We start from the raw sequence: 14,657 nt of genomic DNA on the forward strand, positions 1-14,657 counted from the left end.
GGGACGCCCGCTCGTCGCCCCGTGCGCGACGACGGGGGCGGAGCGACAATGACGATGTGTCCGACTCGCCACTCCACAAGTTCACGCTGGTGCTGGAGCCACTTCCGGGACCGCCCGCGCCGGCGGGCGGTTATCAGCGCCTGCGCGAGACTCCACCTGACGGATGCCGCGTGATCGAAGACGGCCCACCTCTTGTGCTGGAGTGCCACCGCCTGGCTCCGTCCCGCGCGGACGCCGTCGTCGGGCTGGTCGCCGAGATCCGCGAGCGATACGGCATCGCACATGCCGACGATCTGGGGATCGAGAAGCTGTGGGAGTGGAGCGCGGATGATTTCGGTTCGGACGTGACCGTTCAATTGCTGCTCATGGCCCTGCGCCGGGCGGAACTGCTCGGTTGGGGCGTCGAAGATGCGGTGCGGCTCATGCGCGGGTCCCGGACTCGATCATGAATCCGGCGAAGATCATGTGGCGTTCCTGATCACGTACAACTCGGCTTCCAGGTCGTACCAGCGGTGGGTGCGGCCGACGCGGGTCATGCCGATGCGGCGCATCACCGCGAGCGAGGGCGTGTTGTCCGGGCGGGCGATGGCATGGATCTCCGTCAGCCCGAGCGTCCAGCCGTACGCCAGCACGGCCCGCGCCGCCTCGGTGGCGTACCCGTGCCCCCAGCAGTCGGGGTGGAAGTGCCAGCCGATCTCGACCTCGCCCCGGCCCGGACCGTCGGCGGGCTCAGGAAGTGGCTTGAGCAGCACCGACCCCGCTACCAGACCGAAGTCACGAGACTCCACCGCCCACACGCCGTAACCGGGTGCGGCGGCGTAGTACTCGCGCCGCCGGTCGATGACGAGCTGCGACTGCGCCGGTCCGGACAGCGGCGCGGGCATGCCCAGCCAGCGGGTGACCTCTTCGCGCCGGTAGATGTCGTAGTTGCGGGCCAGGTCGGCGGGGCTGTCGGTCCACTCCCGGATGACCAGCCGCTCGGTTTCGAGGCGCACCTCAGACCTCCGCGGGCGGGGGCATGTCGGCGGGACGGCCGACCAGGTGGGCGTACCGGTCGACGACCACCGCGATCGCCGCGTCGTCAGCGGGCGAGATCAGCCCGCGCGGCACGGTGACGCCGCCGACCGAGCGGACGTGGAAATGCCAGTCGTGCGCGGTCCGGACGACCGGGGACATCAGCGCCCAACGGTAGAAGAACTCGCCGCTGGCCAGGATCAGCCGGACCCCGTCGGCGTCGATGCGCACCGTCATCGGCGCGTACCAGAAGTCCGGGGTCCTGCGCAGCCACAGCCAGGCGGTCAGGCACACCTGCCCGACCAGGGCAACCCCGAGCAGGGACAACCAGACCGCGGCGTACGGGAACGGCCCGCCGAGCTTGCCCCACAGGTCGAACGCCCACGCCGCGACGGTCAGGCTGATCAGCGCCACGACCACCATCCTGCGGTTCTGGTAGCCCTTCTCCGTCCAGGCGACCCGGCGGAACCCGCCGCGGTCCCACATCCACGTCACCTCGACGAGGTCCTCGCTGTGGATCTGCATCGGGGCAGTATGGCCACCGGGCCTGCCCGGGTCAACGCCGTTGATCCCGGTCCGCGCCAACGGATCGGGCGGGCCGGGTCACCGCGTGCGCGACGGCGCGGCGAACCGCTTCACGGGCCCCGGAACGGGCCGGTGACCTCGTACGTGATGCCGCCGGACCCCCACTTAGCGCCGGAGACGCCGCGCTGGGACGAGAAGTAGAGCCGGTCTCCGGCCGGATTGAAGGCCGGTCCGGTGATCTCCGAGGCGTCCTGCCCGGTCAGGCGCAGGAACGGCGCGACGACCCCGTCCGCGGTGATCACGTTGATCTCCATGTTGCCGCCGTCCTCGGCCACGTACAGGTCGGCGTTGCGGGGCGAGCCGGTGATGTTGTCCACGCCGGTCAGCGGTGGCGTGCCGGTCACCAGCGAGTCGTCGTACGCCAGCGCGACGGTCGAGGCGGCGGCGTCGTACGCCCACACCCGGTTGTCGCCCTTGGTGGTGAAGTAGCAGGTCCCGTGGTCGTACCAGCAGCCCTCGCCGCCGTCGAACCGCAGCGCCGCGCCGACCTGTCGGCGGGTGGGGACCGGCAGGCCGTCCCGGTCCGGCACGTCGCGCCAGGTGACCGGGCCGGAGGTGGCGCCCACCGGGGCGCACAGCACCTGCAGCCGTCCGGTGCCCAGGTCGCCCCACGTGTCCGGGACGAAGCGGTAGAAGCAGCCGTCCTCCTCGTCCTCGGTGAGGTAGACGACCCGGCGGTCGGGGTCGCAGGCGGCGGCCTCGTGCTTGAACCGGCCCATCCTGGTCCGTTCCCGGGCGGGCCGCACGCCCCACGGGTCGGTCTCGACGACCCGGCCCAGGGGGATCTCCTCGCACGACAGCCAGGTCTGCCAAGGCGTGGCCCCGCCGGCGCAGTTCACGCTGGTGCCGGACAGGATCCGATACGCGGAACCGACGCCGCCGTCCGGGCCGAACCTGATCGCCGACGCGCCGCCGCCGACCGGGACCTCCGAGTTGGAGACGTAGATCCAGCCCGCGCCGTCGGCGAAGCACGCCCCGCCGTCGGGGGCGGCGTGCCAGGTGTACGGCGTGCCGGGCACGGTCTGGCCGGACCGTGCGACGACCCGGCTGGTGAAGCCGACGGGCAGCGCCACGCCGTGGGCGTCGGCCGCCGACAGCTCGCCGTAGGGACCGACGCCCGGCTGGGCGAGCGCAGCGAACGCCTGCTGCCACAGCGCGCCCGAGAACGCCGCCACACCCGCGCCGGCGACGCCGGCCCGCAGCACCTGACGTCGGTCCATCACGTTCCTCCCGTCCGCGGTCAGGACCGGAACGGCCCGGTGACCTCGTACGTGATCCCGCCGGACGAGGAACCCGAGGTGCCCCGCTGGGACGAGAAGTAGAAGCGGTTCCCGGCCGGGTTGAAGGCCGGTCCGGTGACCTCCGAGGAGCTCTGCCCGGTGATGCGCAGGAACGGCGCGATGACGTCGTCCGGAGTGATGACGCAGATCTCCAGGTTGCCGCCGTCTTCGGCGACGAACAGGTCCCCGCTGGTCGCGCTGCCGGTGATGTTGTCGACCCCGGTCAGCGGCGGCGTGCCGCTCACCAGCGAGTCGTCGTACGCCAGCTCGATCAGCGCGGTGGCTGTGTTATACGCCCAGACTCGATTGTCGCCCTTGGTGGTGAAGTAGACGATGCCGTTGTCGTACCAGCAGCCCTCGCCGCCGTTGAACCGCTTCACGCCGCTGACCTGGTTGCGGGTCGCCGTGGGCGAGCCGTCCGGGTCGGGCACGGTGGCCCAGGTGAGCGTGACGGACGTGCCGGAACCGCCCTTGGCGACCTGAAGCGTGCCGGAGGCGAGGTTTCCCCAGGTGTTCGGGATGAACCGGTAGAAACAGCCGTCACTCTGGTCCTCGGTCAGGTAAATGACCTGGTTCACCGGATCGCACGCGGCGGCCTCGTGCTTGAACCGGCCCATCGCCGGGCGGGCCGCGGCCGCGTTCACGCCCCACGGGTCGGTCTCCCAGACCCGGCCGGTCGTCGTCTCCTCGCAGGACAGCCAGGTGTTCCAGGGGGTGTGCCCGCCGGCGCAGTTGGTCGAGGTCCCGGACAGGATGCGGTAAGCGCTGGTGACGGTGCCACTGGAGTTGAACTTCACGGCCGACGCCCCGCCCGCGGACACCTCGGAGTTGGACACGTAGATCCAGCCCGAGCCGTCGGCGAAGCACGCCCCGCCGTCGGGGGCGGCATGCCAGGTGTACGACGTGCCGGGCACGGTCTGGCTGGACCGCGCGATGACCCGGCTGGTGAAGCCGGACGGCAGCATGATGCCGTTCGCGTCGGCAGCCTGCAGCGCCCCGTACGGGCCCGGACCCGGCTGGGCGGGTGCGGCGAACGCCTCTTTCCACAGCGCGCCCGAGAAGGCGGCGGCCGCGCCGCCCACGACCCCGGCGCGCAGCACGTTACGACGGTCCACGATAGACCTCCACGTTTGTCGATGTCTGTCAGTGGGCAGGCTAAGAGCCCCAGACGTCGCGCATCCCGTGGTCAGGTGAACGCTCTATGGCGCAACGGTTTCCAGCCGCGGCGGCACCCCCTCAAGATCTGTTCTTGTGGACGCTGGATGCCCCCATAGGGGCGCCGTGCGTCCACAAAAACGGATCACAGCTTGAGCAGAGCCCGCAGATGGGCAGTCTTGGCGTCGAACTCGCGGTCGATCCGCTCCAGCGGCCACCGCCCGTGCCCGCCCCACAGGCCCAGGAACGCCAACTCGCCGAGCTGCGCGCTGGTGTACCCGAGGTCGTCGGCCGGCCGGTTGCCCTCCTGCCACTCGACCTGCCACCCGCCCAGCCGGTTCTCCATCGCGTCCCGCCATCCCCGGGCGTCCCACTCGTCCGGTCGGCCGTAGGCGGCGACGACGTGCGAGCGGCAGGCCTCCGCGAGCGCGGAATCATCCAGTGCGGTGGCGGTCCGCGCGGTCAGCGCCAGCACGTTCTCCACCGGGCCGTAGCGGGTGAAGTTCCCGTCGAAGCGGTAGGCGAGCAGTTCGCGTCCGACGGCCAGCAGTTCGCCCTCGCGGCGGTGCAGGTGCAGCCGCGTCGTCAGCTCGTCCAGCCGCCGCAACGCCTCCAGGCGGGTGAAGCTGAGCCGCTTGAGCGCCATCGTCTTCATGCGCTTCAGGTCCCGCTGGGGTTCGTCATCCGGGGCGAGCGCCGCGCTCAGCGCCAGCCGGGCCTGATCGGCGAGTTCACTCAACGACGACATGGCCGCGAATCCTAAGCGGCCCCACCGGTTTCCGGAACCACCGTCTGCCGGTATGAAAGCTCGTACCGGTGCGCGCCTTTGACGAGCACACTCGCCTCGATCGGGCGTCGGCCTGCAGTAAGAACGGTGCGCGTGGTGCGCAGCACCGGAACCTCGCCGGGCAGGTAGAGCAGGCGGGCCTCTTCCGTGGTGGCCGGGCGGGCCGAGATCTGGTCGGTCCACTCGACCGGCGGATGTCCCGCATCGGCCAGTAGGCGCGGCACGCCACCGCGGATCAGCCTCCGCTCCGCCAGCGCGGTGCCGCGCGCAAGCTCGAGCGGAAAGTACAGCCAGGCCAGCTCGACCGGCTCGTCGTCGAGCAGCAGCACCTGCTGGCGCAACTGGACCGCCGCACCCTCGGCGAGCCCCAGCGCCGACCTGACGGCCGCAGGCGGTCGGACCTCACGCACGTCCAGCAGGTGCACCCGGCCGCGCCCTCGCCCGACGCTGTCGATCCAGCGGGAACCGCCGCCAGGCTGGGCCGGCGGCATGTACGCGGCGGGCTCGATCGCCAGCGGCGACAGCTCACGCACGAACACTCCCAGCCCGGCTCGGCCGACGACGAACCCCTCGTCCTTGAGCACGGCCAGGGCGCGCTGGACCGTCTGGCCCGTCACCGCGAACCTGGTCATGAGCTGCTGCGTCGACTCCAGGCGGGCGCCGGGCGGCAGATCACCCGACATGATCAGTGCACGCAGCTCGGCGGCGATCTGATGGTGGCGCGGCCTACTGTCGCGATACGCCATCGTCGCCCACCTTCATCCGGTACCGGAACACCCGGCCCTCGGGCCGCATCACCATCGCCGCGACCTCGTACGCTCTGCCATCGCGGTCGCGGGTCACCCGGAACAGTTCCACCACCAGGCTGCTGTCCGCGAGGTCGAGCGATGCCGTCTCCGCCGGCGTGCCCGGTCGGACCGCCAACTCCTCGGCCACCTCGTCGGGCAGGTAGCCGAGCGTGGCGAGCAAGGTCGGCGCGCCGCCGCGAATGCGCCCGGCCTCGGCCAGCCCGGTTCCGCGCGCCACCTCCAGTGGGTAGTACGAGTCGGCCAGCTCCACCGGTCGCTCGTCGAACAGCACCAAGCGGCGGCGCACCACCACGAGGGGACCGATGACGTCCGCCACGGCAGGCGGCGCGGACACCTCGGCGACCTCCAGCAGCCGCTGCGCGCCCACCCCGCCGAGCTGCGCCGCCTCCACCGTCCACGCGTCGGGCGCACCCACGGGCTGCGGCAGGACGTAGGAGACCGATTCGCCGGAGGGTTCCATGACGCGCACTCTACCCGTCGTATACCTTGATGACTTAAGTAGTAAGGCAGTAAGGTTCCGGGCGACAGCCGTCACTCCTTCGATCGGAGTCACCCATGCGTGCCGGACCGGCGGACCACCTGTCACACCTGCCATATGGCGAGCTCGCCGTGGCTCTCTATCACTCCCCCATGCCCGATGACGCGGGCGCGGTGCGCGCGGCGACGCCCGCACAGATCGAGGAATGGGTGGGCAAGGGCATCGCAGCGGCCGGAGACCTGGACCGGGTGGCCGCACTCGCACAGCGTTCCCGCGAACTGGTGACCCTGCGGGCCAGGGGCCGGGCCACAGACGTACAACACCACGAGTACGCCGCCATCTGGCCGTCCCGTTCCCGCGCACACCTGGCCTGCGGGCTCGCCTATCACGTGGTCCGGCGGCGGCTCGCCGATCGGGGATTTCGCTGACCGTCGGGCCGCGCTTCCCGGATACGCGAAAGATCGCTGTTTCGGGTCAGAAAGTGGTGCCTGACTGCACTTTCTGACCCGAAACAGCGATCATGGCCCGTAAGCCAGCCGGCCGAGCGGCGGGAGTCAGGCCTCCTTGAGGCCGTAGCGGCGGTAGACCAGCTTCAGCGGGCCCGGCGCCCACCAGTTCCAGCGGCCCAGCAGGCGCATCGTGGCCGGCACCAGCACCGCCCGGACCAGTGCCGCGTCGATCGCCACGGCGACCACCATGCCGACGCCGAGCACCTTGATCGTCGTCGTGCCACCGGTCGCGAACCCGCCCAGCACCACCATCAGCAGCAGCGCCGCAGCCGTGATGATCCCGCCGGTGCGCTGCAGCCCGGACGCGACGGCCTGGGTGTTGTCACCGGTCGCGTCCCACTCCTCCCGCACCCGCGACAGCAGGAACACCTCGTAGTCGGTGGCCAGTCCGAACAGGACCGCCAGCATCAGCACCATGTTCCCGGGTTCCAGGAACCCGGTCACCGTGAAGCCGAGCCACTCCGACAGGTGCCCGTCCTGGAAGATCCACACGACGACGCCGAACGACGCCCCGATCGAGATCACGTTCATGAGGATGGCCTTCAGCGGCAGCACGACCGAGCCGAACGCCAGGAACAGCAGCAGGAACGTGCTCACCGCGACCATGGCCAGCATCCACGGCAGCCGCCCGCCGAGGGAGTCGAGCTGGTCCAGGTCGGCCGCCGTACGCCCGCCGACCAGCATCCGCGTGCCGTCGGGCACCGGCAGGTCCCGGATCGCCTGCACGACCTCGCGAGCGCTCTCATCGGCCGGCTCCCCGGGGTACGACGCCGTGATCAGGGTGGCGTCGCCCTTCTGCGCCGCGATCATCGCGCTGGGCACGTTCGGCACGGCCTGGACGCGGGCCAGCATGGTGTCCGCGCCGGGGCCGAGGATCAGGACGCTGATCGGGGCGGCGCTGCCGCCGGGGAACTCGGCGGCGATGCGCTCGGTGACGGTGCGCGACTCGGTGCCCGCGGGCAGCACGCGCTCGTCGAACCCGCCGAACTGCGCCCGCAGGAACGGGGTCGCGGTGAGGGCGAGGACCGCGGCGACGCCGAGGGCGTACAGCACGGGTCGGCTCATCACGCTGCGGGCGATGCGGGCCCAGCCGCCCTCGCCCGCCGGACGGGCCTGGAACCACTTCGGCAGCGGCACACGCAGCGCGTTGATCTTCGGGCCGAGCACGGCGAGCAGGGCGGGCAGCGCGGTGAGCGCGGCCAGCATCGCCACGAGCACGGCGGCCATGCCGCCCCAGGCCATGGACTTGAGGAAGTCCATCGGGAAGATCAGCAGGCTGGCCAGGGCGAGTGCCACGGTCAGACCCGAGACCAGCACGGTACGCCCCGCGGTGGCCAGCGTGTGCGCGACCGCGTCGGCGGGGCTGCGCCCTGCGGCGAGTTCTTCCCGGAACCGGCTGACCACGAACAGCGCGTAGTCGATCGCCATACCCAGGCCGAGCATCGTAATGATGTTGACGGCGAACACGGACACGTCGGTGACCTGCGCGAGCAGGCGTACGGCGATGAACGCGCCGAGCACCGCGAGCACGCCGACGAACAGCGGGGTGGCCGCGGCGACCAGTCCCCGGAAGATGAACACGAGCAGCACCAGCAGGATCGGCAGGCTGATCAGCTCGGCCTTGGTGATGTCGTCGTTGATCCGGGTGTTCGCGTCGTCGAGGAATGGGATGAGCCCGCCGACCTCGGTGTGCAGGCCGTCGGCGGCCAGGTCGTCGCGCAGCGCGGCGAGGTCGTCGAGCTTGCTGTTCTCGTCCCCGTCGCGCAGCTGGATCGCCAGGTAGGTGGCGTGCCCGTCGGTGGAGGTGAAGCGGCCGGGCACGCCCGGGGTGTGCGCGCCGACGACGCTGGCGATCTCGGGCCGCCCGGACAGCTCGGTGGCGACGGCGGTCACCGCGCCGGAGAACGCGGGCTGGTCGTAGGTCAGACCGTCGGACGAGTACAGCGCCAGGATGTCGACGTCCTGCCGGCCGAGTTGGGCGGTGATCTCCCGGTGCGCCCGGCTGGACGCGCTGCCCGGGTCGTCGAACCCGCCGCTGATCAGGTCGCCGAACACGCCGCCGCCCCACGACGCCCCGATGACCAGCACCGCCGCGGCGATCCCGAGCACCAGCCAGCGCAAGCGGACTACCGCTCGCCCCCACCACGCGAACATCGCGTTCCTTCCCGGAACAGATATGATTGTTTACGCCACTCATTTGAGTGAACGGTGTTTACTTTCGCGGACGACGTTCACTCCGGTCAAGGGAGCTCCATGTCGGACACCTCACACCGCCGCGAGCGCCTGCGCGAGCGCACCCTGACCGAGATCAAGGACCTCGCGCGGGCGCAGCTGGTCGCGAGCGGTCCCGCCGGCATCTCGCTGCGCGCCATCGCCCGCGACATGGGCATGACCGCCGCCGCGCTCTACCGGTACGTGCCCGCGCTGGACGCCCTGGTCATCGAGTTGTGCACGGACCTGCACAACGAGGCGCGGATCGCCTGCGAGGCCGCCCGCGACGCGGACCCCGACCTCGATCCGCTGCACCGGCTGCTGGTCATGGCCCGGGAGCTGCGGCGCTGGACGCTGGCGCACCGCCCCGAGGCGACCCTGATCTTCGGGCCGCCGCTGCCCGGCGTGGAGCAGTTCCACCAGCAGTGCGACGACCTGCAGTGCGCGGGCGCGCAGCTCGGCCAGATCTTCGTGGAGCCCCTGCTGGAGCTGTGGCAGGCCGGGCGGCTGCCGAAGGTCCCGCACGTCGACCTGGACCGCCTGGCCGGGGCGCTGCCCGCGCACGGCGAGCTGCCGATCGAGGTCACCGCCGTTTTCCTGACCTCCTGGATCCGCCTCTACGGCGTGCTCGCCGCCGAACTGTTCGGCCAGCTCACCTGGGCCGCCACCGACACCGAGCCCCTCTTCGAAGCCGAACTCGCCGCCTTCGCCACCCAGGTCCCCCCAGCCGCCCCCGCCGCCGCAACTCTTGAAGAGTCGCGGCCTCAGGGCAGTCCGGAGCCCGCAAGTCTTTAAGAGTTGCGGCAGGCGGACGGGTTGCGGCAGGTGGGGGGTCGGGTGGGCGGTGGTTCACTGATTGGCCGGTCAGGAAGGTAGGCTCGCGCGCTATGACGAGTGACACATCCGGTCCGCAGTTGCCCGAGCGCGCCCGCGTGGTGGTCGTCGGCGGCGGCATCATCGGCACCTCCATCGCCTACCACCTGGCGCACCTGGGCTGCGCGGACGTGGTGCTGCTGGAGCGGGACAAGCTCACCTCCGGCACCACCTGGCACGCCGCCGGGCTCATGGTCACCTTCGGCTCGATGTCGGAGACGTCGACGGAGATGCGCAAGTACACCCGTGACCTGTACAGCCGGCTGGAGGCCGAGACGGGCCTGGCCACCGGGCTGAAGCAGGTCGGGTTCGTGCAGGTCGCCACGGACGCGGACCGGCTGGAGGAGTACCGGCGGGTGTCGGCGTTCAACCGGCTGTGCGGCGTCGACGTGCACGAGGTCTCGCCCGGTGAGGTCAAGGGCCTGTTCCCGCTGGCGAACGTGGACGACGTGCTGGCCGGGTTCTACGTCGCCGAGGACGGCCGGGCCAACCCGGTCGACGTCACCATGTCGCTGGCCAAGGGCGCCCGGATGCAGGGTGTGCGCATCATCGAGAACACGCCCGTGACCGGAGTCCTGAAGAAGGGCAACACCGTCACCGGCGTGCGCACCCCGTACGGTGACATCGAGGCCGAATTCGTGGTCAACTGCGCGGGCATGTGGGCCCGCCAGCTCGGCGAGCAGGCCGGGGTGAGCATCCCGCTGCAGGCCGCCGAGCACTACTACCTGATCACCGAGCCCATCGAGGGCATGCACGGCGACCTGCCGGTGCTGGAGGACCCGTCGTCGTACGGGTACTTCCGCGAGGAGGGCGCCGGGCTCATGATCGGCCTGTTCGAGGCGCTGTGCGCGCCGTGGAAGGTCGAGGGCATCCCGGACTCGTTCTCCTTCGGCGAGCTGCCCCCGGACTGGGACCGCATGGCGCCGTACCTGGAGAAGGCGATGGCCCGCATCCCGATCTCGACCGAGGTCGGCGTGCGCAAGTTCTTCTGCGGCCCGGAGAGCTTCACCCCCGACCTGGCCCCGATCGTCGGCGAGGCCCCGGAGCTGAAGAACTACTTCGTCGCGGCGGGCCTGAACTCGATCGGCATCCTGACCGGCGGCGGCATCGGCCGGGCCATGGCGCACTGGATCCTCAACGGCCGCCCCGACATCGACGTGACCGGCATGAACATCGACCGGCTGCACACGTACCAGAGCAACCCGGCCTACCGGGCGACGCGCACCGTGGAGTCGCTGGGCATGGTCTACGCGGCGCACTACCCGGGCAAGTCCATGGAGACCGCCCGCGACGCCAAGCTGTCCCCGATCCACGAGCGGCTGCGCGCCCAGCGCGGCTACTTCAAGGACGTCAGCGGCTGGGAGAGCCCCGACTGGTACGCCCCCGAGGGCCGGGAGCCGAAGGTCGAGAAGCTGTCCTGGGGGCGGCAGAACTGGTTCGGCAACTGGGCCGAGGAGCACCGGGCCGCCCGCGAGGGCGTGATCCTCATGGACATGTCGTTCATGGCGAAGTTCCTGGTGCAGGGCCGGGACGCGGGGGCGGCACTGGAGCGGCTGAGCGCCAACCGGGTCGACGGCGACGCCGGGACGATCACGTACACCCAGTGGCTGAACTCCGGCGGCACGCTGGAGGCCGACCTGACCGTCACCAAGCTGGCCGACGACCGGTTCTGGGTGGTCGCCTCCGACACCGCGCACCGGCACGTGGAGACGCGGATGCGCCGGCACTTCGAGGCGACCGGGGCGCATGCGTTCGCGACCGACGTGACCGGGGCGTACGCCCAGATCAACATCCAGGGGCCCCGCTCGCGGGAGCTGCTCGCGGCCGTGACCACGGCGGACATGTCGAACGAGGCGTTCACGTTCCGGTCCGCCCGGGAGATCGACCTCGGGTTCGCGCGGGCGCTGTGCATCCGCATCACCTACCTGGGCGAACTGGGCTACGAGCTGTACATCCCGGCCGAGCAGGCGGTGCACGCGTACGACCGGCTGGTCGAGGCCGGGCGGCCGCTGGGGCTGCGGCACGCGGGTCTCAAGGCGCTGTCCAGTCTGCGGATGGAGAAGGGCTACCGGGACTACGGGCACGACATCGACAACACCGACTCGGTGCTGGAGGCGGGGCTCGGCTTCGCGGTCGCGCTGGACAAGCCGGGCGGGTTCATCGGGCGCGAGGCGGTGCTGGCGAAGAAGGCCGAGGGGCCGCTGCGCCGCCGCCTGCTCCAGGTGCTGGTGACCGACCCCGACGCGATGATGTTCCACGCCGAGGTGGTGCGGCGCGACGGCGTGCCGGTGGGCTACATCAGGGCCGCGTCATACGGGCACACACTCGGCGGGGCGGTCGGGCTCGCGATGATCGACGCCGGGGACGTGCCGCTGGACCAGGCCTGGATCGACGCGGGCACGTGGACCGTGGAGATCGCCGAGCGGGTCTATCCCGCCATCGCCTCCCTGCGCCCGCTCTACGACCCGAAGAACGAGCGCATCAAGCTGTGAAAGGGACGTCGGCCTGTTCCGTCGAGGCCGCGAAACACTCGACGGGACAGGCCGACGTCGTCGCAAGGCGGCCCCCTCGGCACGCCCTGCCGGGGCCCGGCGCGGTCCGGGGGTCGTGACCGCGCCGGGATGCCGAGCGGCTAGAAGTTGCCGGTGTAGAGCAGGCGGTTCGGGGAGCCGCTGCCCGGCGAGCCGACGACGCCCGTGGTGGCGTTGGCGATCAACGCGGACTGCACCTGCGCGGGCGTCGCGCCCGGGTTGTTCTGCAGGTAAAGCGCGACCGCGCCGGCCACGTGCGGGGTGGCCATCGAGGTGCCGCTGATGGTGTTCGTGGCGGTGTTGTTGGTGAACCACGACGAGGTGATGTTCACGCCCGGGGCGAAGATGTCGACGCAGGTGCCCCGGTTGGCCCAGGAGACCTTGCTGTCGTTGCTCTGCGTCGCCGACACCGTGATCGCCTCGGGGACCCGGGCGGGCGAGTAGTTGCAGGCGTTGGCCGCGAAGATGCCCAGGATGCCGTTGCCGGCCGCGATGGCGTACGTGACGCCGTCGGCGATCGACGCCTTCACCGCGTTGTCCAGCACCGTGTCCGCGCCGCCGCCGAGGCTCATGTTGGCGACCGCGGGCTCGCCCGGGTCGTGGTCGGCGGTCACCCAGTCGATGCCCGCGACGACCTGCTCGGTGGTGCCGCTGCCCTCGGCGTCCAGCACCCGCACCGCGACCAGGGTCACGCCCTTGGCCACGCCGTACGTGGTCCCGCCGACGGTGCCCGCAACGTGGGTGCCGTGCCCGTTGGCGTCGTCGGCCGTGCCGCCGTCGATGGCGTCGAACCCGGACACCGCCCGCCCACCGAACTCGCTGTGCGCGAACCGGATGCCGGTGTCGATGATGTACGCCCGCACCGACGACGCGGTGTTGGAGTAGGTGTAGGAGTTGCTCAGGGGCAGGTTGCGCTGGTCGATACGGTCGATGCCCCAGGTGGCGGGCGACTGGGTCGCGCTGGCCCGGTGGATCATGTTGGGCTGCACGAGGGCCACGGCCGGGTCGGCCGCGATGCGGCGGGCGGCCAAGGCGCTGCCTGTGAACGAGAAGCCCTTCAGGCCCGCCCGGAACGTCTTGCGCAGACTCGCCCCGTGCCGTCCGGCGAGCGCGGGGGCCGCGGAGACGTCGGCGCCGGGCTTGAGGACCACGACGTAGCTGTCGGCCACGACCTCGCCGGTGACGGCGAGCACGGGGGCCTCCGGGGGCGCTGCGGCGGCCGCCGCGGGCAGGGCCGTGGCACCGGCCAGTACCAGCGCGACACCCAGCACGAACGTGCGGGCACGGTTCATGGTTGGTTCCTCCCCTGTCGGACCGGCGGCCCGCGGCACTGGCTCGTAGCTGATGACAGGACCCGCCGGAACTGTTTTGGAGGAACGTATACAGCGGTTATGAATATTTGAAGACTTATGTTTATCGCTGTCTTGCGATTCACTGGAAAGGTTGGGGACCCGCCCCCAGGCCCGGCGACGCGCCTTCGCCACTCAGCAACATCCACTTGACCTGCATAAACGCCAACGGACCGAGCTGTGGCGCGGTGACGGGCGGGGTCGCCTTGACCGCATCGGCTTTCATGTCGGTGACACGGGGAGGTACGCCGATGATGACGACGGCGCAACGGTGGGCGATCGCGTTCGCCTGGCTCGGCATGGGCACACTGGTCGGGGTGTACGCCGAAGGGGCCGCGCTGTGGACCGGCGTCGGACTGCTGGGCGCGGGCCTGCTGCTCGCGCTGCTAAGGCCCGGGGGCGACGCGACCCTGCTCCCCACTCCTGTGCGGACCAGCTTCGACGGGCAGCTGGGGCTGGACGGCCTCGGCACCCGGGTGCAGCAGATCCTGCGGCTGGCCGAGGAGCAGGCCGACGACCACCTCGCGGAGGCCCGGCGCGAGGCGCGGCAGATCGTGGCGGCCGCCCACGCGGAAGCCGCCCGGGTCAGAGGCAGTCACCCCTGACCCGAGGGCGGCGCCCTTGACGAACGTCTAGGCCGCCGGGGCCTGCTCCGGCTGCCCGGCCTTCTCGGAGCGGATCTCATGGCCGACGCTGGTCAGGCAACGGCCGGTGGCCAGGTTCCACTTCCAGCCGTGCAGCTGGCAGGTGAGCTGGTCGCCCTCGACGATGCCGAAGCGGGTCAGATCGGCCTTCAGGTGCGGGCAGCGCCGCTGGAACGACCAGCCGCCCACGGTGATGTCCTCCGCGTCGGGCCGCTGCGACTCGTACCAGCCCTCGGCGTACTGCAGGCGCTCCTCGGACAGGCACTTGAAGAACGAGTACACGAACTCGTTGTACTGCCCGATCCGGGCCGCCGAGAAGCGGCAGGACAGGAACAGCGAGTTCACCCAGTCGCCCTCGTCGATGTGGAGCAGGTGCTCGATCAGCCGCCGCTCGGTCCGGAACCGGTAGCGCACCTTCTCGTCCGCGGCGAT

The 14,657-nt window shown here is 71.0% G+C and carries 14 protein-coding genes and 1 pseudogene; 5 read left to right on the top strand and 10 right to left on the bottom strand.

Going from position 1 to position 14,657, the window contains the following annotated elements; genetic code table 11:
- Positions 1-56 precede the first annotated feature (56 nt).
- Entirely contained in the window at positions 57-449 is a 393-nt protein-coding gene (locus AB0B35_RS14245) for a hypothetical protein (RefSeq protein WP_361044903.1), read from the top strand.
- 12 nt (positions 450-461) lie between these two features.
- Here the strand turns inward: AB0B35_RS14245 and AB0B35_RS14250 are convergent, their stop codons facing one another.
- The 7 genes from AB0B35_RS14250 to AB0B35_RS14280 all read right to left on the bottom strand — a co-directional run bounded on the left by AB0B35_RS14250 (position 462) and on the right by AB0B35_RS14280 (position 6,090).
- Positions 462-995 (bottom strand): GNAT family N-acetyltransferase, encoded by a 534-nt coding sequence (locus AB0B35_RS14250; RefSeq protein WP_361044906.1) that lies wholly within the window; start codon positions 993-995, stop codon positions 462-464.
- A 1-nt stretch (position 996) separates the two neighbouring features.
- Entirely contained in the window at positions 997-1,539 is a 543-nt protein-coding gene (locus tag AB0B35_RS14255; protein ID WP_360540956.1) for a hypothetical protein, read from the bottom strand.
- A 110-nt stretch (positions 1,540-1,649) separates the two neighbouring features.
- Complete coding sequence (locus AB0B35_RS14260; RefSeq protein ID WP_360540955.1) at positions 1,650-2,819, bottom strand: alkaline phosphatase PhoX; 1,170 nt, start codon at positions 2,817-2,819, stop codon at positions 1,650-1,652.
- 20 nt (positions 2,820-2,839) lie between these two features.
- Complete coding sequence (locus AB0B35_RS14265) at positions 2,840-3,994, bottom strand: alkaline phosphatase PhoX (protein WP_361044909.1); 1,155 nt, start codon at positions 3,992-3,994, stop codon at positions 2,840-2,842.
- A gap of 185 nt (positions 3,995-4,179) precedes the next feature.
- Positions 4,180-4,782, bottom strand: coding sequence for a DUF6707 family protein (locus AB0B35_RS14270; protein ID WP_361044912.1), 603 nt, complete (start codon positions 4,780-4,782; stop codon positions 4,180-4,182).
- 11 nt (positions 4,783-4,793) lie between these two features.
- On the bottom strand, positions 4,794-5,567 hold the full coding sequence (locus tag AB0B35_RS14275; protein ID WP_361044915.1) for a GntR family transcriptional regulator: 774 nt from the start codon (positions 5,565-5,567) through the stop codon (positions 4,794-4,796).
- Positions 5,548-6,090, bottom strand: a complete 543-nt coding sequence (locus AB0B35_RS14280; RefSeq protein WP_361044918.1) for a UTRA domain-containing protein — start codon at positions 6,088-6,090, stop codon at positions 5,548-5,550. The genes AB0B35_RS14275 and AB0B35_RS14280 overlap by 20 nt, the downstream gene beginning before the upstream one ends.
- Positions 6,091-6,260: 170 nt before the next feature.
- Between AB0B35_RS14280 and AB0B35_RS14285 the strand changes: the two genes are divergently transcribed.
- On the top strand, positions 6,261-6,536 hold the full coding sequence (locus tag AB0B35_RS14285; protein ID WP_361044921.1) for a hypothetical protein: 276 nt from the start codon (positions 6,261-6,263) through the stop codon (positions 6,534-6,536).
- 126 nt (positions 6,537-6,662) lie between these two features.
- Here AB0B35_RS14285 and AB0B35_RS14290 read toward each other — a convergent pair whose 3' ends face one another.
- Positions 6,663-8,771 carry an MMPL family transporter gene (locus AB0B35_RS14290; protein WP_361044924.1) on the bottom strand — a complete coding sequence of 703 codons (2,109 nt, stop codon included), beginning with the start codon at positions 8,769-8,771 and terminating at the stop codon, positions 6,663-6,665.
- A gap of 99 nt (positions 8,772-8,870) precedes the next feature.
- On the opposite strand from AB0B35_RS14290, the gene AB0B35_RS14295 reads away from it, so the two are divergent.
- Complete coding sequence (locus tag AB0B35_RS14295; RefSeq protein ID WP_361044927.1) at positions 8,871-9,623, top strand: TetR/AcrR family transcriptional regulator; 753 nt, start codon at positions 8,871-8,873, stop codon at positions 9,621-9,623.
- Positions 9,624-9,715: 92 nt separating this feature from the next.
- Entirely contained in the window at positions 9,716-12,193 is a 2,478-nt protein-coding gene (locus tag AB0B35_RS14300; protein WP_361044930.1) for an FAD-dependent oxidoreductase, read from the top strand.
- Between the two features lie 140 nt (positions 12,194-12,333).
- Here the strand turns inward: AB0B35_RS14300 and AB0B35_RS14305 are convergent, their stop codons facing one another.
- The gene (locus AB0B35_RS14305; RefSeq protein ID WP_361044933.1) at positions 12,334-13,524 is read right to left on the bottom strand and encodes a S8 family peptidase; all 1,191 of its coding nucleotides are present in this window, start codon (positions 13,522-13,524) and stop codon (positions 12,334-12,336) included.
- A gap of 512 nt (positions 13,525-14,036) precedes the next feature.
- Between AB0B35_RS14305 and AB0B35_RS14310 the strand changes: the two are divergent.
- Positions 14,037-14,177 (top strand): annotated as a pseudogene (locus tag AB0B35_RS14310) (cell division protein DivIVA); the annotation flags it as partial.
- 36 nt (positions 14,178-14,213) lie between these two features.
- Here the strand turns inward: AB0B35_RS14310 and AB0B35_RS14315 are convergent.
- Positions 14,214-14,657 (bottom strand): Rieske 2Fe-2S domain-containing protein (locus AB0B35_RS14315; protein WP_361044936.1); only part of this gene is annotated, 444 nt, incomplete at its 5' end.

This window comes from Catellatospora sp. NPDC049133, assembly GCF_040648455.1.
Lineage (GTDB): Bacteria > Actinomycetota > Actinomycetes > Mycobacteriales > Micromonosporaceae > Catellatospora > Catellatospora aurea.